General features: G+C 71.1%; 22 protein-coding genes, 2 pseudogenes and 1 riboswitch. Of the genes and pseudogenes, 8 read left to right on the forward strand and 16 right to left on the reverse strand.

Annotation, left to right across the window (positions count from 1 at the left end):
• The 5 genes and pseudogenes from AB0D85_RS15255 to AB0D85_RS15275 all read right to left on the reverse strand — a co-directional run.
• Positions 1-609 (reverse strand): reverse transcriptase domain-containing protein (locus tag AB0D85_RS15255; protein WP_362319323.1); only part of this gene is annotated, 609 nt, incomplete at its 3' end.
• Positions 610-1,143: 534 nt separating this feature from the next.
• A pseudogene (locus AB0D85_RS15260) lies at positions 1,144-1,824 on the reverse strand (IS5 family transposase); the annotation flags it as partial.
• A gap of 13 nt (positions 1,825-1,837) precedes the next feature.
• The gene (locus AB0D85_RS15265) at positions 1,838-2,182 is read right to left on the reverse strand and encodes a RacP protein (protein ID WP_362320330.1); all 345 of its coding nucleotides are present in this window, start codon (positions 2,180-2,182) and stop codon (positions 1,838-1,840) included.
• Between the two features lie 68 nt (positions 2,183-2,250).
• Complete coding sequence (locus AB0D85_RS15270; RefSeq protein ID WP_362320333.1) at positions 2,251-3,240, reverse strand: DUF6192 family protein; 990 nt, start codon at positions 3,238-3,240, stop codon at positions 2,251-2,253.
• A gap of 75 nt (positions 3,241-3,315) precedes the next feature.
• Positions 3,316-4,245 carry an NADP-dependent oxidoreductase gene (locus AB0D85_RS15275; RefSeq protein ID WP_362319326.1) on the reverse strand — a complete coding sequence of 310 codons (930 nt, stop codon included), beginning with the start codon at positions 4,243-4,245 and terminating at the stop codon, positions 3,316-3,318.
• 92 nt (positions 4,246-4,337) lie between these two features.
• Here AB0D85_RS15275 and AB0D85_RS15280 point away from each other — a divergent pair, with 92 nt between their 5' ends.
• Positions 4,338-4,718 (forward strand): helix-turn-helix domain-containing protein, encoded by a 381-nt coding sequence (locus AB0D85_RS15280; RefSeq protein ID WP_362319329.1) that lies wholly within the window; start codon positions 4,338-4,340, stop codon positions 4,716-4,718.
• A gap of 317 nt (positions 4,719-5,035) precedes the next feature.
• On the opposite strand, the gene ctaD is transcribed toward AB0D85_RS15280, so the two are convergent.
• Positions 5,036-6,640 carry a cytochrome c oxidase subunit I gene (gene ctaD / locus AB0D85_RS15285; protein ID WP_362319332.1) on the reverse strand — a complete coding sequence of 535 codons (1,605 nt, stop codon included), beginning with the start codon at positions 6,638-6,640 and terminating at the stop codon, positions 5,036-5,038.
• A gap of 105 nt (positions 6,641-6,745) precedes the next feature.
• Between ctaD and AB0D85_RS15290 the strand changes: the two genes are divergently transcribed.
• Together AB0D85_RS15290 and AB0D85_RS15295 are read left to right on the forward strand one after the other, a co-directional pair.
• Positions 6,746-7,324 carry a sigma-70 family RNA polymerase sigma factor gene (locus tag AB0D85_RS15290; protein WP_362319334.1) on the forward strand — a complete coding sequence of 193 codons (579 nt, stop codon included), beginning with the start codon at positions 6,746-6,748 and terminating at the stop codon, positions 7,322-7,324.
• A complete protein-coding gene (locus AB0D85_RS15295; protein ID WP_362319337.1) occupies positions 7,317-8,285 on the forward strand; it encodes a CU044_5270 family protein in 969 nt (322 codons plus the stop codon). The genes AB0D85_RS15290 and AB0D85_RS15295 overlap by 8 nt, the downstream gene beginning before the upstream one ends.
• Before the next feature lie 3 nt (positions 8,286-8,288).
• Here AB0D85_RS15295 and AB0D85_RS15300 read toward each other — a convergent pair whose 3' ends face one another.
• From AB0D85_RS15300 to AB0D85_RS15310, 3 genes are all read right to left on the reverse strand, one after another.
• Positions 8,289-9,137, reverse strand: a complete 849-nt coding sequence (locus tag AB0D85_RS15300; protein ID WP_362319340.1) for a bifunctional 5,10-methylenetetrahydrofolate dehydrogenase/5,10-methenyltetrahydrofolate cyclohydrolase — start codon at positions 9,135-9,137, stop codon at positions 8,289-8,291.
• 24 nt (positions 9,138-9,161) lie between these two features.
• Positions 9,162-9,244: riboswitch (ZMP/ZTP riboswitch) on the reverse strand.
• A 17-nt stretch (positions 9,245-9,261) separates the two neighbouring features.
• On the reverse strand, positions 9,262-9,429 hold the full coding sequence (locus AB0D85_RS15305; RefSeq protein ID WP_362319342.1) for a hypothetical protein: 168 nt from the start codon (positions 9,427-9,429) through the stop codon (positions 9,262-9,264).
• Positions 9,417-9,782 (reverse strand): nuclear transport factor 2 family protein, encoded by a 366-nt coding sequence (locus tag AB0D85_RS15310; RefSeq protein WP_362319344.1) that lies wholly within the window; start codon positions 9,780-9,782, stop codon positions 9,417-9,419. Before AB0D85_RS15310 ends, AB0D85_RS15305 begins: the two co-directional genes overlap by 13 nt.
• Before the next feature lie 171 nt (positions 9,783-9,953).
• Between AB0D85_RS15310 and AB0D85_RS15315 the strand changes: the two genes are divergently transcribed.
• Positions 9,954-10,250, forward strand: coding sequence for a hypothetical protein (locus AB0D85_RS15315; RefSeq protein ID WP_362319347.1), 297 nt, complete (start codon positions 9,954-9,956; stop codon positions 10,248-10,250).
• Between the two features lie 73 nt (positions 10,251-10,323).
• Here the strand turns inward: AB0D85_RS15315 and AB0D85_RS15320 are convergent, their stop codons facing one another.
• Positions 10,324-12,102 (reverse strand): ABC transporter ATP-binding protein, encoded by a 1,779-nt coding sequence (locus tag AB0D85_RS15320; protein WP_362319350.1) that lies wholly within the window; start codon positions 12,100-12,102, stop codon positions 10,324-10,326.
• Between the two features lie 67 nt (positions 12,103-12,169).
• Positions 12,170-12,751: a rhodanese-like domain-containing protein gene (locus AB0D85_RS15325; protein ID WP_362319352.1), complete on the reverse strand. Its 582-nt coding sequence runs from the start codon at positions 12,749-12,751 to the stop codon at positions 12,170-12,172.
• Positions 12,752-12,839: 88 nt separating this feature from the next.
• Between AB0D85_RS15325 and AB0D85_RS15330 the strand changes: the two genes are divergently transcribed.
• Positions 12,840-13,127, forward strand: coding sequence for a metal-sensitive transcriptional regulator (locus tag AB0D85_RS15330; RefSeq protein ID WP_362319355.1), 288 nt, complete (start codon positions 12,840-12,842; stop codon positions 13,125-13,127).
• Between the two features lie 39 nt (positions 13,128-13,166).
• Here AB0D85_RS15330 and AB0D85_RS15335 read toward each other — a convergent pair whose 3' ends face one another.
• Together AB0D85_RS15335 and AB0D85_RS15340 are read right to left on the reverse strand one after the other, a co-directional pair.
• The gene (locus AB0D85_RS15335; RefSeq protein WP_362319358.1) at positions 13,167-13,916 is read right to left on the reverse strand and encodes a sulfite exporter TauE/SafE family protein; all 750 of its coding nucleotides are present in this window, start codon (positions 13,914-13,916) and stop codon (positions 13,167-13,169) included.
• Complete coding sequence (locus AB0D85_RS15340; RefSeq protein WP_362319361.1) at positions 13,913-15,580, reverse strand: MBL fold metallo-hydrolase; 1,668 nt, start codon at positions 15,578-15,580, stop codon at positions 13,913-13,915. The genes AB0D85_RS15335 and AB0D85_RS15340 overlap by 4 nt, the downstream gene beginning before the upstream one ends.
• A gap of 220 nt (positions 15,581-15,800) precedes the next feature.
• Between AB0D85_RS15340 and AB0D85_RS15345 the strand changes: the two genes are divergently transcribed.
• Complete coding sequence (locus AB0D85_RS15345; RefSeq protein WP_362319364.1) at positions 15,801-16,889, forward strand: S-(hydroxymethyl)mycothiol dehydrogenase; 1,089 nt, start codon at positions 15,801-15,803, stop codon at positions 16,887-16,889.
• Positions 16,889-17,518 carry an MBL fold metallo-hydrolase gene (locus AB0D85_RS15350; RefSeq protein WP_362319367.1) on the forward strand — a complete coding sequence of 210 codons (630 nt, stop codon included), beginning with the start codon at positions 16,889-16,891 and terminating at the stop codon, positions 17,516-17,518. The genes AB0D85_RS15345 and AB0D85_RS15350 overlap by 1 nt, the downstream gene beginning before the upstream one ends.
• Positions 17,519-17,535: 17 nt before the next feature.
• On the opposite strand, the pseudogene AB0D85_RS15355 reads toward AB0D85_RS15350, so the two are convergent.
• Together AB0D85_RS15355 and AB0D85_RS15360 are read right to left on the reverse strand one after the other, a co-directional pair.
• Positions 17,536-18,066: pseudogene (locus AB0D85_RS15355) on the reverse strand (hypothetical protein).
• A 64-nt stretch (positions 18,067-18,130) separates the two neighbouring features.
• Positions 18,131-19,525: a pyridoxal-dependent decarboxylase gene (locus AB0D85_RS15360; RefSeq protein WP_362319369.1), complete on the reverse strand. Its 1,395-nt coding sequence runs from the start codon at positions 19,523-19,525 to the stop codon at positions 18,131-18,133.
• 195 nt (positions 19,526-19,720) lie between these two features.
• Between AB0D85_RS15360 and AB0D85_RS15365 the strand changes: the two genes are divergently transcribed.
• A complete protein-coding gene (locus AB0D85_RS15365; protein ID WP_362319372.1) occupies positions 19,721-20,416 on the forward strand; it encodes a L,D-transpeptidase in 696 nt (231 codons plus the stop codon).
• A 30-nt stretch (positions 20,417-20,446) separates the two neighbouring features.
• Here the strand turns inward: AB0D85_RS15365 and AB0D85_RS15370 are convergent, their stop codons facing one another.
• Complete coding sequence (locus AB0D85_RS15370; RefSeq protein ID WP_362319375.1) at positions 20,447-21,649, reverse strand: Gfo/Idh/MocA family oxidoreductase; 1,203 nt, start codon at positions 21,647-21,649, stop codon at positions 20,447-20,449.
• Positions 21,650-21,857: the final 208 nt, after the last annotated feature.

Consider the following 21,857-nt stretch of genomic DNA (forward strand, 5'->3'; position numbering starts at 1 on the left):
GGCTCCCCACCTCCAGTCCTCCAGATATCCGGCTGTCAGCATGTTCTGTACCAGCCGCAGAAACCGCTGGTCACGGATCTTCTCGCCGAGAATCGCCAGAAGGACCTGGTGGTCCAGACTGCCGAAGCAATCGGCGATGTCACCCTCGATGAACCAGGCTGTCCCGGTCCAGGTGTGGGCCACCTCCCGCAAAGCGGTATGGCAGCCACGCCGGGGACGGAATCCGTGCGAGCGGTCGGAGAACGTCGGCTCGTAATACGCTTCCAGCAGGAGGCGCACGACTTCGCCAACGAGCTTGTCCGACCAGGTCGGCAGCCCCAGCGGACGCGTCTTCCCATTGCTTTTCGGGATATGGACGCGCCGGACCGGACGGAAGCGGTAACGCTCGTGACGCATCGCCTCAATTATCCGGGCTATCTTCCGCTGCGACATGCCGTCCACGGTTTCCGGTGTGACCCCGGGCGTCATCGCGCCATGGTTGGCGTAGATGCGTCCGTAGGCCAGCAGATACAACTGCGGATTGAACAGCTGTCGATACAGTTCCGTGCACGGCAGACGGCACCTGCCGCGTTCACGCAGGACACCCAGCACCGTTGCGGCGCTCTGCATTTCGCATACCTCCCGAGTCTCGGGTGCCCGAACCACCTGGCCCCCTTCGCCCTGCGGACGGCTTTCCCGTCCTCCCTGGCCGGGCGTTGCTCCGGCGACTACTACGAGGCCTCCGTCGCCATAGGACTCGCGTCCCGTAGGCGATCCCACGTTCGTCTCTGCTGTACGTCATAGCGCGACGTAGGCGTCCCACTCATCTCCTTGAATGCCCTCGCTGGGCATCGCCCCGCGTCCCGGAGGTGCACCGGCCAACTATAGAAACCTGGTGCAGAACGCGGCGCCGGTTACAGCTGTCTTTCCGGCGGATGGGAACTTGCATCTGCTGGAGATTGGGCTTCAAACAATTCAGTCTTCGCCATATCGCGCGGGCCACCCAGCACACCGCCCCCGACAACTGGGCCCGGTCACTGGTTTCCTGACATGCTTTTGTCCCCTCTGCCTTTCGGCATCAGGTAAGTCATTGGCCCAGGAACCTCCTTCCGAGTTCCTCCCGGCTCAGCCGGGGATACAAACAGAGCGCCTCGTGGCGCACCAGGACCGTTCCACCACCCAGCGGCGCGGCAGAACGACGAAACCCTTGGCGTCCTTGGACCTGTTCACGGTCTTGATCGTGAGTTTCAGCTCGGCCTTGGCCCATTCCGCGAAAGGGCCGCGGTAGGCGGAGTCGGCCCAGACGATGGCGAGTTCGGGGTGGAGCCGGCGGGCGCGGGTCAGCAGGTCCCTGGCCGGCTTGCTGTCGTGCAGACCGGCCGAGGTCACCATGACGTCCAGCGGGAGGCCGTGCGTCTCGGTCAGGAGGTGCCGTTTGCGTCCGTTGATCAGCTTCCCGCCGTCCCAGCCGCGCGTGTCCTTGCCGACGGTCTCGGACGCCTTGACCGACTGGGCGTCGAGCACGGTGGCCACCGCGTGCGGGGAGGTGCCCATCTGGCAGCGGACTTCGCGCCGGAGGTGGTCACGGACCGTGTTCCAGACCCCGGACCTGGTCCAGCGCCTGAAGAAGCCGTAGACCGTCTGGTGCGGAGGGAAGTCCGCGGGCAGAGCACGCCAGCGGCAGCCCTCGGAACACACATACCGGATGCCGTCCACGATCTCGCGGCGCGGGTGTTTCTCGGGCCTGCCGCCGCGCCGCGTTGTCCATGCGGGCGGCGGCAGGAGAGGCTCGATCAGCGACCATTCCGCGTCGGTGACGTCCGAGGGGTAGCGGCGCTGCCGCATGAGCAGCCCCTCCTCACGCGATCAGGTCGAGTGTGGACTCGACCGAGTTCAGCTGAGTGATCATGTGCCGGACCCGCTTGTCGTCCGGGGCCAGCCTGGCGTGCGGGCCGACCGTCGCGGTGATCAGCCGCCGCACCTCGGTCAGCTTCTCGTGGATCTTCGCGATCTCGTACTGTTCGAGTTCGTCGGGGTCGGCTGTGAACATGTAGCCGTCCTCCCTGCTGTGCACCAGGGGCGGCCATCCCATCTCGGTGACGATGTCCCGCAGCATCGCCAGCCCGGAACGGACCTGGGCGGGACTGAGCTCGCACGCGATCCGCAGCTGCGGGAAGTGCAGCCCGGCAGGGCGGGCCTCCATCAGGATGCGGCTGATGCAGCGGGCGTGCTCCCGTGCCGCATCGCCCTTACGGCGTGAGCGGGCCACCGCTACTCACCCCGCAGCAGCTTCGCCAGCTCCTCGTCCATGTCGGTCTCGCCGGTCGACACCGCGTGCTCCACCCAGTCACACGCGGCCCGCACCCGTGCGAGGTTGTGCCCGATGACCTCCCGGGCGTCCGGAGCCAGCGTCCGGTCCCGCATCAGCGGCACCAGCCTGCTGGTGGAGGCCACGAACTTGTGACAGGCCCCCACCAGGTCCAGGAACTCCAGCGTCCGGTCGATCGCCCTGACCGCCGGGGCCACCGGGCTCTCCTCCTGCCCGGTGAGCGGTTCCGCGGCGGCCACCTCCGCCTGCTGCCACCGGTCGGACTGCGCCTTGTTGAACAGGTGCCTGGCCGTCTTGTCGCCGGCAGCGCGGAAGGCGACCCCGGGACGGCGCAGGAAGTCGGTCGCCACCCGGGCGGCCACCTGCTCGTCCGCCGCCAGGTCGTGGATCGCCTCCACCTTCTCCTGGACCGACACCGGCGTGTCCACCTGCCAGCCCACCTGCCGCTTCGCAGCGTCCCCCGACCACTGCAGCTTCCCGTTGCGCGGGTGCTTCGGCGGGCTGGCGATCCGCTCGAAGCGGTCGTCCAGCTTCTCCAGGATGCGATGGATCTCGAACGGGACGCCCTCCGCCCGGTGTTCACGCGGCCACCGGCCGGCGGTGTACCGGTAGGTCCGCACCTGGTTGTAGGAGACGCCGATATCGTCAGCGAACATCTCCAGCGTCTCCCGCACCCCGAACAGATCCTCGTTCGCCGCGGGCTGCGAACCGCCCCAGTCGCGCAACGGGCAGATCTCCAAGGCGTCGTCCCCGATTTTGAACTGGATCTTCGTCTCGTCCAGTACGAGCTGCCGGTCCTCACACCCACGAGTTCGTCGTACCTCGCGCGCGAGACGCTCCCGACCTTCGTGCTCACGGGCATCAGGCTCACCCCCTGTGGCCCGGGACGTCGGCTTTCCCATCGCCGGCGACAGGTCCCGGCCCCACTGCACGAACTTCAACCCACAGTCAGATCCATAGCAACCAATGGCCAAGGCTTACCTGCGGAGGGCTTCCAAATCAGGTTCTCAGACGGTGAGGACGAGCTTGCCCTGGAGGTGACCGCCGTCGAGCAGCCGGTGCGCGTCGGCGACGCGCTCGAACGGGAACGTCTCCTGTACATGGACCCGGAGCCTGCCCCGTTCGACGAGGTCGACGAGACCTCGCAGCGCGACCGGATCGGGATCGACCCCGATACCGCTGAAGCGCATACCGGCCGCCTCGTACCGGGCGATGAGCGCCGTATCCTCCTCGGCCACCGCCGTCACCAGATGACCGCCCGGACGGAGCACGTCGAGCGACCGCTCGACGGTGTCACCGCCGATCGTGTCGAGCACCACGTCGATGTCCCGGACCGCCTCGGCGAAGTCGGCCGCCGTGTAGTCGATCACCTCGTCGGCCCCGAGCCCCTCGACGAACTTCCGCTTGCTCCCGCTCGCGGTCGCGATCACATACGCGCCGAGCGCCTTCGCGATCTGGATCGCGACATGGCCGACCCCGCCGCCACCGCCGTGGACCAGGACACGGTCGCCCTCCCGCACGCCGCCGAGGTCGACCAGGCCCTGCCACGCCGTCAGCCCGACGACCGGCAGCGCCGCCGCCTCGACGTGCGAGAGCGACGCCGGCTTGCGCACCAGGTGCAACGCCGGTGCCGACACGACCTCGGCGTACGCGCTCGCCGCCCGCGGGAACAGCGGCATCCCGAACACCTCGTCGCCCGGCCTGAACCGCCACGACCCCGACGCCTCCTCGACCACGCCGCTGATGTCCCAGCCGAGGACGAACGGCGGCCGGCCGAGCAGCGGGAACTCGCCGGCGCGCAGCCGCGCCTCCAGCGGGTTCAGCCCGATCGCCCTGACGCGGACGAGAACCTCGGTCGGAAGGGGCCGGGGCTCGGGCGCGTCCACGACGGTGAGCACCTCGGGACCGCCGAGCGTCTGCTGGGTGATGACTCGCATGACTCTCCTGGTTTCGGAAGGGAGGGAGATCACCGAGGCTAGGTTTCCGACAGGAACCGGCAGGTACCTCTGGCGCGGGTACCGTTGGCGCCATGAGCGGTTTCTGTCCCGGCGATCCCTTTCTCGCCGACTGTCCGGCGCGGCTGGCGGTCGAGCTCATCGCCGACAAGTGGACGGTGGTCGTGCTCTACGGCCTCAGCAGGGGCCCGGTGCGCCACGGCGAGCTGATCGAGCTGATCGGCGGCATCTCCCGCAAGATGCTCACCCAGACGCTCCGACGTCTCCAGGCGCACGGACTCGTCCGCCGCCACGCCTACGGCGAGGTGCCGCCCCGCGTCGAGTACGAGCTCACCCCGCTCGGGGCGACGCTGATCGATCCGATCCACATGCTGACCGAGTGGGCGAGGGCGAACGCCGACGCGGTGCTCGACGCGCTCGACGCCGATCCCGAGCCGGCCGCCCACGGCGACTGAGGCCCCCACCAGGGCACCGAGTACGGCACAGAGCAGCAGGACGCCGGCCAGAAGCCGTTGGCGAAGCATGCGGTACCTCGCTTCGTACTCCAGTCGCAACGCCTCCCCGCGCTCCGCCGTACGGCGCCACGACGTGCGCGCCAGTTCGAGGTACTCCGACTCCAACTGGCGCTCCAGTTCCTCCCGTTGGGTGTCGGTGAGCCAACCGAGCCGGTCCGCCGCCCGAGTCGCCGCGGCACGGCACTCCGCACGTGCCGCCGCCAGCAGCAGATGCCCCTCGATCTGGCTGACCAGCACCCGCTCCTCCTCCCTCGCCGTCATCGCGCGCTCAGCTCCCGCTCCGGCCCGGGCTCCCCGTGGTGCAGGTCGAACGCCGGCGACTCGCTCCGGATCCGGGGAAGAGAGACGAAGTTGTGGCGCGGCGGCGGACAGGACGTCGCCCACTCCAGTGAACGGCCGTACCCCCACGGGTCGTCCGCCTCGACCTTCTCGCCGTACTTCGCCGTCTTCCACACGTTGTAGAGGAACGGGAGCAGTGACGCCCCGAGCAGGAACGAGAAGATCGTGGAGACCGTGTTGAGTGTGGTGAGCCCCTCCACCGCCAGATAGTCGGGGATCCGGCGCTGCATGCCCTCCGCGCCGAGCCAGTGCTGGACCAGGAACGTGCCGTGGAAGCCGATGAAGAGCGTCCAGAAGGTGATCTTGCCGAGGCGCTCGTCCAGCATCTTCCCGGTGAACTTGGGCCACCAGAAGTGGAAGCCGGCGAACATCGCGAAGACGACCGTGCCGAAGACCACGTAGTGGAAGTGGGCGACGACGAAGTACGAGTCGGAGACATGGAAGTCGATCGGCGGGGACGCGAGCATCACACCGGTCAGGCCGCCGAAGACGAACGTCACCAGGAAGCCCGTCGACCAGAGCATGGGTGTCTCGAAGGACAGCGAGCCCTGCCACATCGTGCCGATCCAGTTGAAGAACTTCACTCCCGTCGGGACCGCGATCAGGAAGGTCATGAAGGAGAAGAACGGGAGCAGGACGCCTCCCGTGACGTACATGTGGTGGGCCCAGACGGTGACCGAGAGGCCGGCGATCGAGATGGTCGCGGCCACCAGGCCCAGGTATCCGAACATCGGCTTGCGCGAGAAGACCGGGATCACCTCGCTGATGATGCCGAAGAACGGCAGCGCGATGATGTAGACCTCGGGATGGCCGAAGAACCAGAAGAGGTGCTGCCAGAGCAGCGCTCCGCCGTTGGCCGCGTCGAACACGTGGGCGCCGAACTTCCGGTCCGCCTCCAGCGCGAACAGGGCCGCCGCCAGGACCGGGAAGGCGAGCAGTACCAGCAGCGCCGTCAGGAGCACGTTCCAGACGAAGACCGGCATCCGGAACATGGTCATCCCGGGGGCGCGCATACAGATGATCGTGGTGATGAAGTTGACCGCGCCCAGGATCGTGCCGAAGCCGGAGAGCGCCAGGCCCATGATCCACATGTCGGCTCCGACACCGGGCGTGCGGACCACGTCCGACAGGGGCGCATAGGCGAACCAGCCGAAGTCGGCCGCACCCTGCGGGGTGAGGAAGCCGCCGACGGCGATGGTCGAACCGAGCAGATAGAGCCAGTAGGCGAGCATGTTCAGACGGGGGAAGGCGACGTCCGGCGCGCCGATCTGCAACGGCATGATCCAGTTCGCGAAACCCGCGAAGAGCGGGGTCGCGAACATCAGCAGCATGATCGTGCCGTGCATCGTGAACGCCTGGTTGAACTGCTCGTTCGACATGATCTGCAGGCCGGGCCGGGCCAGTTCGGCACGCATGAACAGGGCCATCACGCCACCGACGCAGAAGAACGAGAACGCCGTGACCAGATAGAGCGTTCCGATCGTCTTGTGGTCCGTGGTCGTCAGCCACTTGAGGTTCCTCATGCCCCGCCTGTGTCCGGACGGCAGGGGCCGGTCACACTCGGACGGTGCGACGAGCGTCACGGAAACGGGTGTGACGATCGGGAAGGTGCCGGACACGAACGGGACATGAGCAACGACGAGATCTTCGCCGCTGCCTATCGCGAGCACTACTGGGCGGTCAGCCGTTATGTCGCGCGGCGACTGGACGGGCGGGCCGGCGAGGTGGAGGAAGTGGTGGCGGAGGTGTTCACGGTGGCCTGGCGCCGCCGAGCCGACCTGCCGGCCGTCCCGCTGCCCTGGCTGTACGGCGTGGCACGCAACTGCCTCGCCAACGCGGTACGCGGGTACGGGCGCAGGCGCCGGCTGATGGACCGGCTGGGCAACGACGAGACCGCGCACGGACGGCACATCGCGGCCGGCCCCGGCGGCGAGCGGCCCGGCGCCTGGGTGCACGAGGCGCTGGCCCGGCTGTCCCCGGCCGACCAGGAGGTGCTGCGGCTGACCGCCTGGGAGGAACTCGGTGTCGACGAGGTCGCGGTCGTCCTCGGCTGCGGCAGCCGGGCGGCGGCGATGCGGCTGCACCGCGCCCGCCGCCGGCTCAGAGCCGAGATCGACCGACTGCGCCCCCCTGCCGCCGAGGCCCATTCTGAGGCCCATTCTGAGGCCCTTTCCGAGGCCCTTTCCGAGGAACACCGCCATGGCTGACGAACTCGACCTGCTGCGCGCCGCCGACCCGGTGCCCGCCGACGGCCCCCACTACGGCGACGGCCCCCTGGACCACACCGCCGAACGGCACCTGAACCGGCTGCTGCACGCCCCGCGCCCCGGGCGCCGGACCTGGTCGCGGCCGCGCCCGGTGTGGGGGTTCACCGCGGCCGCCGTCGTGGCCGCCACCACGCTGGCCCTGCTGCTCGGCGGCTCCGGCGGCGCTCCCGCGGTCGCCGCACCCCGGCCGCTGACCGTCCGCGCCCACTCCACCCCCGTACCGCTCGACCAGGTCGCGAAACTGGCCGCCGTGGCGGCGGGCGACGGGTCCCCGGCGCTGCGCCAGGGCACCCATGTGCAGTCCTGGAGCCTGGGCATGAGCGACGACGAGCCGCCCCTCACCCTGCCCGAGGAACGCGTGGTGCGCTGGCGGGCGGACGGCAGCCACACCGAGGTGGTGGTGGCGACCGACCCGAGCCACGCGGGCCGGCCCGTCCTCACCGACGAGGGGCTGGTCGAGGACGGCCATGTGCTCAGCCGGCGGACCTTCCCGCCGATGTGGGGCGACGCCCCGCCGCTGTCGACACCCCCGCACGACCCGGCGAAGCTGCGCGCCTACCTGGCCGAGCTGATCCACGGCGACACCCGCAGCACCTCCGAACTCCTCGACGCCACCCAGGAGTTGCTGAACAACTGGACCCTCGGGGCACGGGAGTCCGCGGCCCTGGTTCAGCTCCTCGCCGACGCGAAGGGGTTGCGGCCGGTCGGTCAGGTCACCGACCGGCTGGGCCGCGGCGGGCAGGCGTACGTCTACGACCAGGGCACCGGCGCACGGCGGATGCTGATCCTGGACCCCGCCACCGGTGCCGTACTCGGCCTGGAGACCACGTTCACCCGGGACGAGCCCGAGTACGGGGTGCATGCCGGGGACGTCATGGACTACAGCGCCTGGATGCGCTGACCGTCACACCCCGAGCTGCCGGGCGGCCGCGTCGACGGTCTGCTCCAGCAGTACGGCGATGGTCATCGGGCCGACGCCGCCCGGCACCGGCGTGATCAGCGAGGCGCGCTCGACGGCGCTGTCGAAGTCGACGTCACCGACGTTCCCGTCGTTGTAGCCCGCGTCGAGCACGACCGCGCCCGGCTTGATGTCCTGCCCCCGGATCAGCCGGGGGCGGCCGACGGCGGCGACCACGATGTCCGCCTCGCGGACGGCCGCCGACAGGTCCCCGGTGCGGGAGTGGCAGTAGGTGACCGTGGCGTCGCGGGCGAGAAGGAGCATGCCGGCCGGCTTGCCCAGGATCGCGCTGCGGCCGACGACCACCGCCCGCTTCCCGGCCGGGTCGACGCCGTACGCGTCGAGCAGGCGCAGGATGCCCCCGGGAGTGCAGGAGACGAAGCCCGGCAGGCCGAAGCTCATCGTCGCGAACGACGCGAAGGTCACGCCGTCCACGTCCTTCTCCGGGGCGATCGCCTCGAACGCCGCCCGCTCGTCGACGTGTTCGCCCACCGGGTGCTGCAGCAGGATGCCGTGCACGGCGGGATCGGCCGACAACTCCCGCAGCGCGGCGACGAGTTCCTCGGTGGTCGTGGTGGCGGGCAGGGCCACGTGCCGCGAGGCGATGCCGGCCTTGCGGCTGCGGTTCTGCTTCATCCGGACGTAGGTGACGGAGGCGGGGTCCTCGCCGACCAGCACCGTCGCCAGACACGGCGTGACGCCCGTGCGTGCGGTGAGGCCGGCGGCCTTCTGCGCGGTCTCCTCGACGATCCGGCGGGCGACGGCGGTTCCGTCCATGAGGCGGGCCTGGGTCATGCGCACACTCCTGAGCTGATTGACCTTGATCGCCCAGGCGCACGGCATCGACAGTGCGGGCCGCTCCCCGGTGGTGCTCCACCTCAGCGCCAGTCACGGCCCGCCCCCAGGGTAGCCGAGGCCGTCAGCGCTTCCTGCGGCAGTGCGCGGCACGCAGGACCGTCTCCAGCAGCGCCACGGACGCGCGAGGCCGCGGCCGGCGGCGGTGCCCCAGGGCCGCCCGCGCCGAGAAGGTCCAGGTCAACCGGGAGCTGACCTGGACCCTCGCGGTCCTGCCGACTACTCGTCCCATGCCTGGATCATGAGCTGCTCGGCGATCTTGCCGTCGCGCAGCGTGATCATCGACTCGGCGAGTACCCGGACGCCGTCCCCGTACTCGCAGGACTCGCTGAAGGCGGCGCTGTCGCCCTGCACGACGCACCGGTCCAGCTTGTGCGTCATGTCCCGGCCGTAGACGTCGTCCAGCATCGCGGCGATGTCCTTGCGGCCGTGCAGGACCTTGGGGTGGCTGGGCTGGGTGTTGCGGTCGACGATGCGGATCTCCGCGTCGTCCGCGTAGAGCGCCAGAAGGCTGTTCCCGGTGTTTCCCTCTATGGCCCGGCGCAGTGTCTCGGTGTCGAAGGCGGAACCTGTCGCGGTGCCCATGGTGACCTCCTGCGGGTGCCCGCGACCCGATGCGGAGGGGTCGCGAGAACCCTCCCTTCGAGCGTGCTCCGCCGCGCCGGGCTCGGCAAGCGCAGGCCGGGCACTCCTCCTGACGGGTGAGGGGGAGCGGCTGCCCGTGTCCGGCCCGGTGCCGGGGACGTTGCTGAGGACATGATCTCAACACGACGTATCGTCGCCGCCGTCGGCCTCGCCGTCGGGGTCACCGGCCTCGCCGCGCCGCTGGCGAACGCGGCCGGCGCGAGCCCCCAGCACACCGGGAAGCTCACCGCGCTCGGCGTGCTCGACTCGGTCGCCCGCAGTGACGTCCCGGCGCAGTACAAGGACGAGATCCCGAAGATCTCGGAGCAGGTGCAGGGGCTGAACGGAGTCCAGAGGCTCGGCGAACTGCACCAGCTCACCGACCTGGCCGCGCCCGTCATGGGGCTGGTGCCGGCCGTCGAATCCTGACCCCGGCCGCACACCGAGGGCCGTCCCGCACAAGGGGGCGGCCCTCCGCCGTACCCGGGGCCCGAAGGCGACCTCAGTGCTCCGAGGCCAGGAACTGCGTCGCCGCCAGCTCCGCGTAGAGCGGATCCGCCGCCACCAGCTCGCGGTGCGTGCCCACCGCGCGGACCTGTCCCGCGTCCATCACGACGATCCGGTCCGCCATCGTCACCGTCGACAGCCGGTGCGCGACCACCAGCACCGTGGTCGACCGCGCCACATCGGCGACCGTGTCCCTGAGCGCCGCCTCGTTCACCGCGTCCAGCTGCGAGGTCGCCTCGTCCAGGAGCAGCAGCCGGGGCCGGCGCAGCAACGCCCTCGCGATCGCGACCCGTTGCCGCTCCCCGCCGGACAGCTTGGTGCCACGGTGGCCGACCAGGGTGTCCAGCCCCTGGGGCAGCCGCGCGACCAGGCCGTCCAGGCGGGTCGTCTTCACCACCCGGGTCACCGCGTCCTCGTCCGCGTCCGGGTTGCCGAGCAGCAGGTTGTCCCGCAGCGAGCCCGACAGCACGGGCGCGTCCTGCTCGACGTACCCGATCGCGGAACGCAGCAGGGGCAGGTCCCAGTCGGCCAGCGGGCGGCCGTCGAGGGTGATCGCGCCGGACTCGGGGTCGTAGAACCGCTCGATGAGCGAGAAGACGGTGGTCTTGCCGGCGCCGGACGGGCCGACGAACGCCGTCATGCCCCGCGCGGGTATCGCGAAGCTGACCCCGTGGTGGACGTACGGCAGGTCGTCGGCGTAGCGGAAGCGTACGTCGGTGAAGGCGAGAGAGGCCGGTTCGGCGCCGGCGGACGGCAACTCGGCGGGCTCGGCCGCGGGTTCGGCGGGCAGCAGCAGTGCCTCCTGGATCCGGGCCAGTGCGCCCGCGCCGGTCTGGTACTGGGTGATCGCGCCGACGACCTGCTGGATCGGCGACATCAGGTAGAAGACGTAGAGCAGGAACGCCACCAGCGTGCCCACGCCGATCGCGCCGGTCGCCACCCGCGCCCCGCCCACCGCCAGCACCGTGATGAACGCCAGCTGCATCGCGAGCCCCGCCGTGTTGCCCGCCGCGGCCGACCACTTGGCGGCGCGCACGCTCTGCCGCCAGGACTCCTCGGCGGCCGCGTGCAGGGCCTGCTCCTCCCGGTGCTCGGCGCCGGATGCCTTCACCGTCCGCAGCGCGCCCAGGACCCGCTCCAGCGAGGCACCCATCACACCCACCGCGTCCTGCGCCCGGCGGCTGGCCCGGTTGATGCGCGGCACGATCGTGCCCAGCACCGTGCCGGCCCCGGCGATCACCGCGAGCGTGACGCCGAGCAGCACCGGATCGACCACCCCCATCATCACCACCGTGGCGACCAGGGTGAGTCCGCCGGTGCCGAGCGCGACCAGCGAGTCCGTGGTCACCTCGCGCAGCAGGGTGGTGTCCGAGGTGATCCGCGCCATCAGGTCGCCGGGCTCGGTACGGTCCACGGCGGCGATCCGCAGCCGCAGCAGATACGACGACAGGGTGCGCCGCGCCCCGAGCACCACCGACTCGGCGGTGCGCCGCAGCACGTACGAACCCAGCGCGCCCAACGCGGCGTTGGTGACCACCAGACCCGCCATGGCGAGCAACTTCCCGGTGATGGAACGGTCGTGGGACAGGTCCTCGATCAACCCCCGTGCCACCAGCGGCAGCAGCAGCCCGGTCGCGCCCGTCACCAGCGAGAGCACCGCACCCGCCAGCAGGGCCCAGCGGTGCGGCCGTACATAGGAGAGGAGCAGCCGGAACACGGACGGACCGGTCCGCTCTCGCGTCTCTCTCGTGGGCACTGCGTCTGCGGTGGTCACGGTGCTCCTCGTCCGGGAGGTGGGGCGCCCCCCAGGCTACGACGGCCGCTCCCGGCTCCGGGCCCGCTCATCCACGGGCGGAACCGATCCTCGCCAGGGTCGCGTCGAGGTCGGCCGGGCGCGGCCGGTTGTGGGGCAGCTTCGACAGGACCGCGGCCATCCCGCAGGTGTCGGTGAGCGCCGAGAACACCAGGCCGCCCGCGATCCCCGCCGACAGCAGCAGCCAGGCCGGGTGCAGCAGCCCGAGGCCCAGGCCCGCGAGGACGACCGAGCCGGCGGTGAACCGCACCTGGCGCTCCATGGCCCAGGTCGCGCGCGACCCGCCCCGCGGCCGGTGCAGTTCGTGGCCGCGCTCGGCCCAGCCGCGGGTGCCGCCGGTGAGGGTGGCCGCCGGGATGCCGTGCTCGGCGAGGACCGCCCGGGCGTTCTCGGCCCGGGCGCCGGAGGCACACACCAGGAGGAGCTGGCCGTCCGCCGCGCGGAGCGTGGGCAGGGCCCGGCGCAGGGCGTCCAGGGGGATGTTGTGGGCGCCGGGCACATGGCCGGAGGCGTACTCGCCCGGTGTGCGGACGTCGACGACGGTCAGTTCCGGGAGGCGGGCGAGGGCCTGGTCGGGGGCGAGATCGGGGTTCGGGGGAGTGGTGGTCATGGCGGGTGCGATCCTTCCTTGCAGTGAGGGGTGACGGGTTTGCCCGAGGGGCGGGTAAAATACCCCTACGGGTATGTGAGGAGTGGTCGTGGAGCTTCAGTTCGAGGGCGATGAGCTCAAGTCGGTCCTGAACCGGCTGCGCCGGGCGCAGGGGCAGATCTCCGGAGTGATCAAGATGATCGAGGAGGGCCGTGACTGCGAGGACGTGGTCACCCAGCTCGCCGCCGCCTCGCGCGCCCTGGACCGGGCGGGCTTCGCGATCATCGCGACCGGGCTCCAGCAGTGCATCATCGACCCCGCCCGCAACGGGGCGGACGGTGAGACGACCGCGCAGATGAAGGCCCGGCTGGAGAAGCTGTTCCTTTCACTGGCCTGAGGCGCACGGGTCGGAACCCGTCGGCCTGGGACGCCCGGGTCAGAACACCGCGTCGGCCAGCATGAACCCGGCCACCGCGAGCAGCGCGTACGCGAAGAGCCGCTGGAGGGTGCCGGGGGACAGCCGGGCGGCGAGCCGCTTGCCGTCCCAGGCGCCGAGGATCGCCGTCGCGGCGAACGGGCCCACGGTCGTCCAGTCGACGTCCGCCGCCGATCCGGAGCGCGCCGCGAGGGCGGTGAGCGAGTTGATCGTGATGACCAGCAGGCTGGTGCCGATCGCCGCCCGCATCCGCAGGCCCACGACGTTCACCAGGGACGGTACGGCGAGGAAGCCGCCGCCCACGCCGAGCACCCCGGTCACCGCGCCGAGTCCGGCGCCGGCCCCGGCCACCCGGGAGGCCCGGACCGGTGCCGGCCCCGTGGCCCCGGTGGCCGGCGGCCTCAGCATCCGCAGCGCCGCCACGGCGGCGAGCACCGCGAACGCCCCGGTCAGCAGCGCGGCCGGCAGGTGCCGGGACACCAGCCCGCCGACCGCGGCCGGCACGATTCCCGCCGCCGCGAACACGGCACCGGCCCGCCAGCGCACGGTGCCCTCGCGGGCGTGCGCGACGAGCGCGGTGGCCGAGGTGACGGTGACGACGACCAGGCTCGCGGTGGTGGCCGCGGCCGGGGTGAAACCGAGCAGATAGATCAACGCGGGCACCGCCAGCACGCTGCCGCCACCGCCCAGGGCCCCGAGCGCCAGGCCGGTGAACGCCCCGGCGCCCAGGGCGAGCAGAAGAGCGCTCATGCGGGGGTGCCCTCGGCGCTCACCGCGAGTCCCGCCGCGCTCCAGGCGCCCATGCCCCCCACGACGTCCACCGCGTCCAGGCCACGGGCCGTGAGCAGCGCCGCCGCCTCGCGGGACCGCCTGCCGGAGCGGCAGATCACGACGATCGGCCGGTCCTCGGCGGCGGGCGGGAGCGGAGCGCCGGCCGCCAGCGCCGACAGCGGAGCGTGCAGGGCCTGGGGCGCGTGCCCGGACGCCCAGTCGGCGGCCTCGCGGACGTCCAGCAGGACGGCACCGGCGTCCGTGCGCTCCTGTGCCTCGGCCGGGGTGAGCCGGGCCATCGGCAGACCGGCCTCGCGGGCCGCGGCGAACCCGTCGTCGACGGCGACCACGTCCCGCCCGGCCGCGTCGAGGAGCGACGCGGCGACGGCGGCCCGCATCCCGCCCGCGCAGTGCACCCACACCGTGCCGCCGGGTATCTCGCCCAGCCGCTCCCGCACCTGGTGCAGGGGTATGTGGAGCGAGCCCCGGAGGTGACCGCCGGCCCGCTCGGAGTCCCGGCGTACGTCCAGGACGACGAGTCCGTCCGTCCCGTGTGCGGCCAGCTCCGCGAACGTGGCCCGCGGGAAGGAGCGCGGGGTGTCTCCCGGACGCAGCCAGGACTGCGGTGCGCCGGTGCCGGCCGCGGCCGGGCGGTCGATGCCGACGCGGGTCAGTTCCCGCTGGGCGGCGGCGAGTTGTGCCGCCGACTCGGCGAGGAGCGTCACCGGCCTGCCCCAGGGCAGCAGCCAGGCCAGATAGACGGCGAGCTGCCCGTCGGCCTCGAAGTTGAGCGTCCCGGAGACATGCCCCTCGGCGAACGCCACCCGGTTGCGCAGGTCCACGACCCACTCCCCGGCGGCCAGCCGGGCCGCGATCTCCTCGGCGTCCGCCGGGCGCGGCGGAGTCAGGTCGACGGGGGCCGGGCCCCCCGAGTTCACCGGGCCCATGTGCGCGTAGTACGCCGGCACGTCGTCCAGCCCGGCCAGCAGCTCGGCCACGAACGTGTCGACGTCCTTGACCAGCGCCGCGTTGACCGCGCGCTCCCGGCCGATGGTGGTCGCGGAACCGGACGCGTCCCCGGCCGAGCAGAAGCTGCCGAAACCGTGCGTCGGCAGCACCGCCGTCCCGTCCGGCAGCTCGGCGGCCAGCCGGTGCGCCGAGGCGTGCTGCGCCCGGGCCAGCCCGTCGGTCAGCCGGGGCTCCACCAGGTCGGGCCTGCCGACCGTACCGATCAGCAGTGAGCCGCCCGTGAACACGGCCGCCGCCCCGCCGTCCTCCTCCAGGACGTACGAGGTGTGGTGCGGGGTGTGCCCCGGCGTGGCCAGCGCCCGCAGCGCCAGCCCCTCCTCGATCTCCAGCACGTCCCCGTCGGCCACCGCCGTGTGCTCGTACGCCACCCGTGCCCCGGCCGGTACCGCATAGGCGGCCCCGGTGAGCCGGGCCAGCTCCAGTCCGCCCGAGACGTAGTCGTTGTGCAGATGCGTCTCGACGACATGCGTGAGCCGCACCCCGCGCCGGGCGACGGCCTCGATCACGCGGTCTATGTCCCTGGGCGGATCGACCACGACGGCACGGTGCGCACCGCCCGCCAGATAGCCGCGGTTGCCCAGCCCGGGCACCTCGATGGTGTCGACGAAGGACACGGCAGCACTCCTTTCCCGATCCCCGGCCCTGATTACCCCCGGGGGTATGTTCACCACCGTAGCAGAGGTACCCCCGGGGGTATCTGACCGGCATCGTCGAAGGGTGAGCGGTGGCCGACCGGAAAGATCCGGAACGATCGACGTGCTCCGTGCCGTTACCGATCAGTCACGCGTAGGGTCGTGAGCAGCACGTCAATAGATCGACGGAAGGGTCAGGAGCATGGCGCAGGAAGTACGCGGCGTGATCGCACCGGGGAAGAACGAGCCGGTGCGGGTCGAGACGATCGTGGTGCCGGACCCCGGGCCGGGCGAAGCCGTCGTACAGGTGCAGGCCTGCGGGGTCTGTCACACCGATCTGCACTACAAGCAGGGCGGTATCAATGACGAGTTCCCGTTCCTGCTCGGCCACGAGGCCGCCGGTGTCGTGGAGTCGGTCGGCGAGGGCGTCACGGACGTCGCGCCCGGCGACTTCGTGATCCTCAACTGGCGTGCCGTGTGCGGCAACTGCCGGGCCTGTCTGCGCGGCCGCCCCTGGTACTGCTTCAACACGCACAACGCGAAGCAGAGGATGACCCTCGCCTCGACCGGGCAGGAGCTCTCCCCGGCCCTCGGCATCGGCGCCTTCGCCGAGAAGACGCTGGTCGCCGCCGGGCAGTGCACCAAGGTCGACCCGGCGGTGTCGCCCGCCGTCGCGGGCCTGCTCGGCTGCGGGGTGATGGCCGGCATCGGCGCCGCGATCAACACGGGCAACGTCGGCCGGGGCGACTCGGTCGCCGTCATCGGCTGCGGCGGTGTCGGCGACGCGGCGATCGCCGGGTCGAACCTGGCCGGGGCCGCGAAGATCATCGCCGTCGACATCGACGACCGGAAGCTGGAGAAGGCCCGCACCCTGGGCGCCACGCACACGGTCAACTCCCGCGAGAACGACGCGGTCGAGGCGATCCGCGAGCTGACCGGCGGTTTCGGCGCCGACGTCGTCATCGAGGCGGTCGGCCGCCCGGAGACGTACCAGCAGGCGTTCTACGCCCGCGACCTCGCCGGCACGGTCGTCCTGGTCGGCGTGCCGACCCCCGAGATGAAGCTCGAACTCCCGCTCCTCGACGTCTTCGGCCGCGGCGGCGCGCTCAAGTCCAGCTGGTACGGCGACTGTCTGCCCTCCCGGGACTTCCCCATGCTGATCGACCTGCACCTGCAGGGCCGGCTGCCGCTGGACGCCTTCGTGACCGAGACCATCCAGCTCGACGAGGTGGAGAAGGCGTTCGAGCGGATGCACGGCGGCGACATCCTGCGCTCGGTGGTGGTGCTCTGATGACCACGCGCATCGAACGACTCGTCACCGCGGGGCAGTTCACGCTCGACGGCGGCACCTGGGACGTCGAGAACAACGTGTGGATCGTGGGCGACGAACGCGAGGTGATCGTCATCGACGCCGCCCACGACGCCCAGGCCATCGCCGAAGCGGTCGACGACCGCACCCTGAAGGCGATCGTGTGCACCCACGCCCACAACGACCACATCGACGCCGCGCCCGCCCTCGCGGACCTCACCGGCGCCAAGATCTGGCTGCACCCCGACGACCTGGCGCTGTGGAAGCAGACCCACCCCGACCGCGACCCCGACAACCACCTGGCCGACGGGATGGTCATCGAGACCGCGGGCACCGACCTGACCGTGCTGCACACCCCCGGCCACGCGCCCGGTGCCGTCTGCCTCTACGACCCCGGACTGGGCACCGTCTTCACCGGCGACACCCTCTTCCAGGGCGGCCCCGGCGCGACCGGCCGGTCGTACTCCCACTTCCCGACGATCATCCACTCCATCCGGGAGAAGCTGCTCACCCTCCCGCCGGAGACGAAGGTCCTGACCGGACACGGCGACCCGACCACGATCGGCGCCGAGGCGCCCCACCTGGAGGAGTGGATCGCCCGGGGCCACTGACCGGGACCCGTCGGCCGTCACATCATCAGCCGGGTCGGCCAGCGCGCCGGATGCCCCGGCGGCAGGGCGAGGTCCTTCCGCACCGCGGTGTAGTACCCCTCACGGCCGGCCCGCTGACGCTCCAGCAACTGCTGCCAGGCGTCCGGGTCGACCGTCCCCGACCGCATGAACCTCTCCATCTCCATCACAATGGTCACTCACTCCCGGGCCCGCTCCACCACCTCCGGACTGCCCAGCATGATCAGCGCCTCCCCGGCCGGGTCGCGCCCGTCCGTGGCCTCCGCCAGCAGCGGCTCGGCCTCGGCCGGGGACAACGGGTGCGGATGCGGGTCGTTGCCGAGGTGGGAGGCCACGCGGTACGACAGGTTCACCGACCTCTTCAACGCCCGCGCGTACTCGCTGTACACCCCCAGCCGCCGCTCGTCCCAGCGCGCCTCCTGCTCCCGCCGGAACCGTGCCCGGTCACCCCGCACCACCGCGAGATACGAACCGAGCGCGCCGATCACGACGCCTATGAGAGCCGGGAGTTGCTGCAAGAACGCGGACATGGGTGCACGGTATCCGTCCTGTTGATCGTCCGGCCCGTACGTCGTCGCCATGGCCTTGCGCCTGTCACAGAGTCGCTGACGCCGTCGTGAGCACGTCCAGTACCCGGCGGGTGTCGTCCTCGGTGGTCCGCCAGTTGCTGAATGCCGCTCGCAGCGCCGGCAGCCCGGCGTGGACGGTCGGGGTCAGGAACGCCTCCCCGGACGCGGCGACCGCCCGGGCCAGGGCGTCCACCCGCTCCTGCGTCGGCTTCTCGGCGAGTGTGAAACAGACCACGTTGAGCCGGACCGGGGCCAGCAGACGCAGACCGGGCAGCGCGTCGATGCCCGAGCCCAGGCGGCGGGCCAGCTCGACGTTGCGCTCGACGATCTCGCGGTGCCCGGCACGGCCGTACGCCATCAGGGAGAACCAGGCCGGCAGCGCCCGCATCCGGCGGGAGTTCTCCGGGGTGAGGTGCAGGAAGTCGGGATCGCCGGTCGGCAGGCCCAGGTAGGGGGACGCGTTGTGGAACACGGCCACCTGGAGGTCGCGGCGGCGGGTGAACTGGACGGCCGCGTCGTAGGGGACGTTGAGCCACTTGTGCAGGTCCACGCAGACCGAGTCCGCCGCGTCCAGGCCGGCCACGAGCGGGGCGTGGGCGGGGGAGAGGGCGGCGAACGCGCCGAACGCGGCGTCCACGTGCAGCCAGAAGTCGTGACGCTCCTTCAGGGCGGCGATAGCCCGCAGGTCGTCGAAGTCGACCGTGTTCACCGTGCCCGCGTTGGCGACGACGATCACCGGCCGCCCGTCCAGCGCGTCCAGCGCCGCGTCCAGCGCGGTCACGTCCACCGCCTCCCGCCCGCCGGGCAGCAGCGGCACCTGCCGCAGCCGGTCGCGCCCGATGCCGAGGACCGACAGCGCCTTGCCGACGCTGGAGTGCGGACTGCCGGAGAGCACGTCGACCGGGCCCAGCGCGGCGGCCCCCGCCCGGGAGACATCCACCCCGAGCCGCTCGCCCAGCCACTCGCGGGCGATCGCCAGACCGACCGTGTTCGACATCGTCGCCCCGGTCACGAACGCCCCGCTGTGCGCCTCGCCGAGCCCGAACAGCCCGGCCAGCCAGCCCACGGTCTCGTGCTCCAGGGCGGCGCCCCAGGAGCCGGTGGCCCCGGACAGGTTCTGGTCGTAGGCCGAGGTCAGCCAGTCGCCGGTGAGGGAGGCGGGCGTCACTCCACCGGTGACGAAACCGAGGTACCGTGGCCCGGCCGAGGCGGACAGACCCGGCGCCCACCGCTCGGTGAACCGGGCCAGCGCGCCGGCCCCGCCCTCCCCCCGCTCGGGCAGCGTCGCCCGGGTGGGCGCGGGCCCGAGCGCGACCACCGGCCGCTCGGCCGACCCGGCCACCTCATGGGCGGCCATGTCACGGGCGGACTGGAGCAGTTCGGGAAGCCGGGCGAGATCGTCGGCGAGTACGGGATCCATGATCCGCAGACTAGGACGGCCGTGACACGGTGGGCGCGGGCCACTTCAGGGAAAGTGGACCGATGCCGGCCGGGGAGACCGCGGCGCCGAAGTCAACCGTTTCGTCACAGACCGACCCGGACCACAACCAATGCCCGTAGCGGCCGGTCTAGGACGACGACATCGCAGGACACAGGAAAAGGAGACAGACATCACATGGGGGACATAAGCAGACGAAGTGCCGTCGTGTTCGGTGTCACCGGGCTCGTGGCGCCGCTCGCGCTCGCCTTCACCGCCGCTCCGGCGCAGGCCGCGAGCTGCACCACCCAGGCCGGGCCGTACCAGAAGCAGGTGGAGAAGTTCCTCGGGCGGCCGGTCGACGGCAAGCAGTCCGCCGCCGACTGCAAGGCGATCCAGGCCTTCCAGAACAAGCACGGCATCACGCCGGCCGTCGGGTACGCGGGTTCCGTCACCTGGGGCGTGATGGACCTCATGAACAAGCAGAAGGCCGTCGGGAACAACCCCAACAAGGACGGCAAGTGCCCCACGAACAAGGGGCGCATCGCCTGCGTCAACCTCACGCTCCAGCTGTCCTGGATCCAGGACGGGAACAAGCTCGTCTACGGCCCGGTTCCGGTCCGCACCGGCCGCAAGGGGTTCGCCACCCGTACCGGCCTGAAGAAGATCTACTGGCGGGACATCGACCATGTCTCGTCCGTCTACAACGTGCCGATGCCCTACAGCCAGTTCTTCGACGGCGGCCAGGCCTTCCACTCGGTGAACCTCAGCATGTGGAACCCGCCGGGCTCGCACGGCTGCGTCAACATGACCACCACCACCGCCAAGAAGTACTGGTCGCTGCTGAAGACCGGTGACGACGTCTTCGTGTACGGCCGCAAGCCGGGCACCTGACGGCACCCGGCCCCGGCCGGTCCCTTCGGCTCAGCTCTCCGGGGCGTCCCCGAAGTCCGGGATCTCCAGCCTGGCCCCACCCTGCCGCGCGGACTCGTGCGCGATGATGCCCGGCAGGGTGTAGCGGGCGGCCACCCACGCGTTGACCGACGGCAGGGTGCGCGAGTTCACAGCCGTCACGAAGTCGTCGACCAGGAAGTGGTGGCTGCCCTCGTGCCCGTTGTGCAGCGCGTCGAACTCCCGCGGCAGCCGCGCCCGGTCGTGCACCGGCGCCGAACCGGACGTGAAGGCCGCCCGCAGCTCCGGCGCGATGTGCTGGAGCGACGGGTCGTCGGGTGACATGGTGGGCTTGGGCTCGAGCAGCTCGCTGATGTCCTGGACGCCCTTCTTGTCCTGCCACAGCGCCACCGTCGCCAGCTGCTCCATGCTCGCCTCCGTGCCGAAGAACCGGAAGCGCGACTCACGGATGTGGGACGGGTAGCCCACCCGCCGGAACTCGTTCGTACGGAACGATCCGCCGCCCGCCACCTCGAACAGCGCGGTGGCGTTGGAGATGTCGTTGCCGAACTGGCTGACCTCCTTGTCGAAGACGCCGTCGCCCCGGTCGTCGGTCACACCGATCGCCGAGACGCTCACCGCGTGCGTCTGCCAGGCGCCGAGCACCCCGCCCACCGAGTGCGTCGGGTAGAGCAGCGGGGGGTAGCTCGCGGTGGCCTTCCAGTTCTCGCCGCCGCTGTAGCGGTACGCGTCGTAGAAGCCGAGGTCCATGTCGTGGACGTAGTCGCCCTCGGCGTAGAAGAGCCGTCCGAAGGCGCCCTCGGCGATCTGGTTGCGGGCGTGCACGGTCGCCGGGTTGTACTGGCTCGTCTCGCCCATCATGTACGTCAGACCGGTCGCCTTGACCGTGTCGATGATCGCCGCGATCTCCTCGGTGGCGATCGCCATGGGGACCGCCGAGTACACGTGCTTGCCGGCGTTCAGACCCTGCAGGACCAGCGGGCCGTGCGTCCAGCGCTGGGTGAAGATCGCGACCGCGTCGACGGCCGACGACTCGAGCATGGCGTCGTACGACGGGAAGGTGCCCGCCAGTCCCTGGGCGGCGGCGAGTTTCTCCGCACGCTCCGGCAGCAGGTCGGTGACGTACACGTCGCCGACGCCGGGATGGGCCTGGAACAGCGTGGCGAACTGGCCGGAGAACTGGCCGGCGCCGACGATGCCGAGCGAGAACGTCATTGGTGCGTGCCCTTCACTGGTCGGGTGCTCATTTTGGGCTCCCTTACTTTCGTCACGAAAGAATTCCCGCGTCAAGGGGCGCACGCAATCTCTTCCGGGGCGCACGGAGTAGTCGTAGGGTGAGCTGATTGTTTCCGGTGCAGAAGGAAACAGTCTGGAAGACCACCGCGAAGGCCACCGCGCACACCACCGAGAAGAGCGTCGAGAG

This window comes from Streptomyces sp. NPDC048277, assembly GCF_040652235.1.
Lineage (GTDB): Bacteria > Actinomycetota > Actinomycetes > Streptomycetales > Streptomycetaceae > Streptomyces.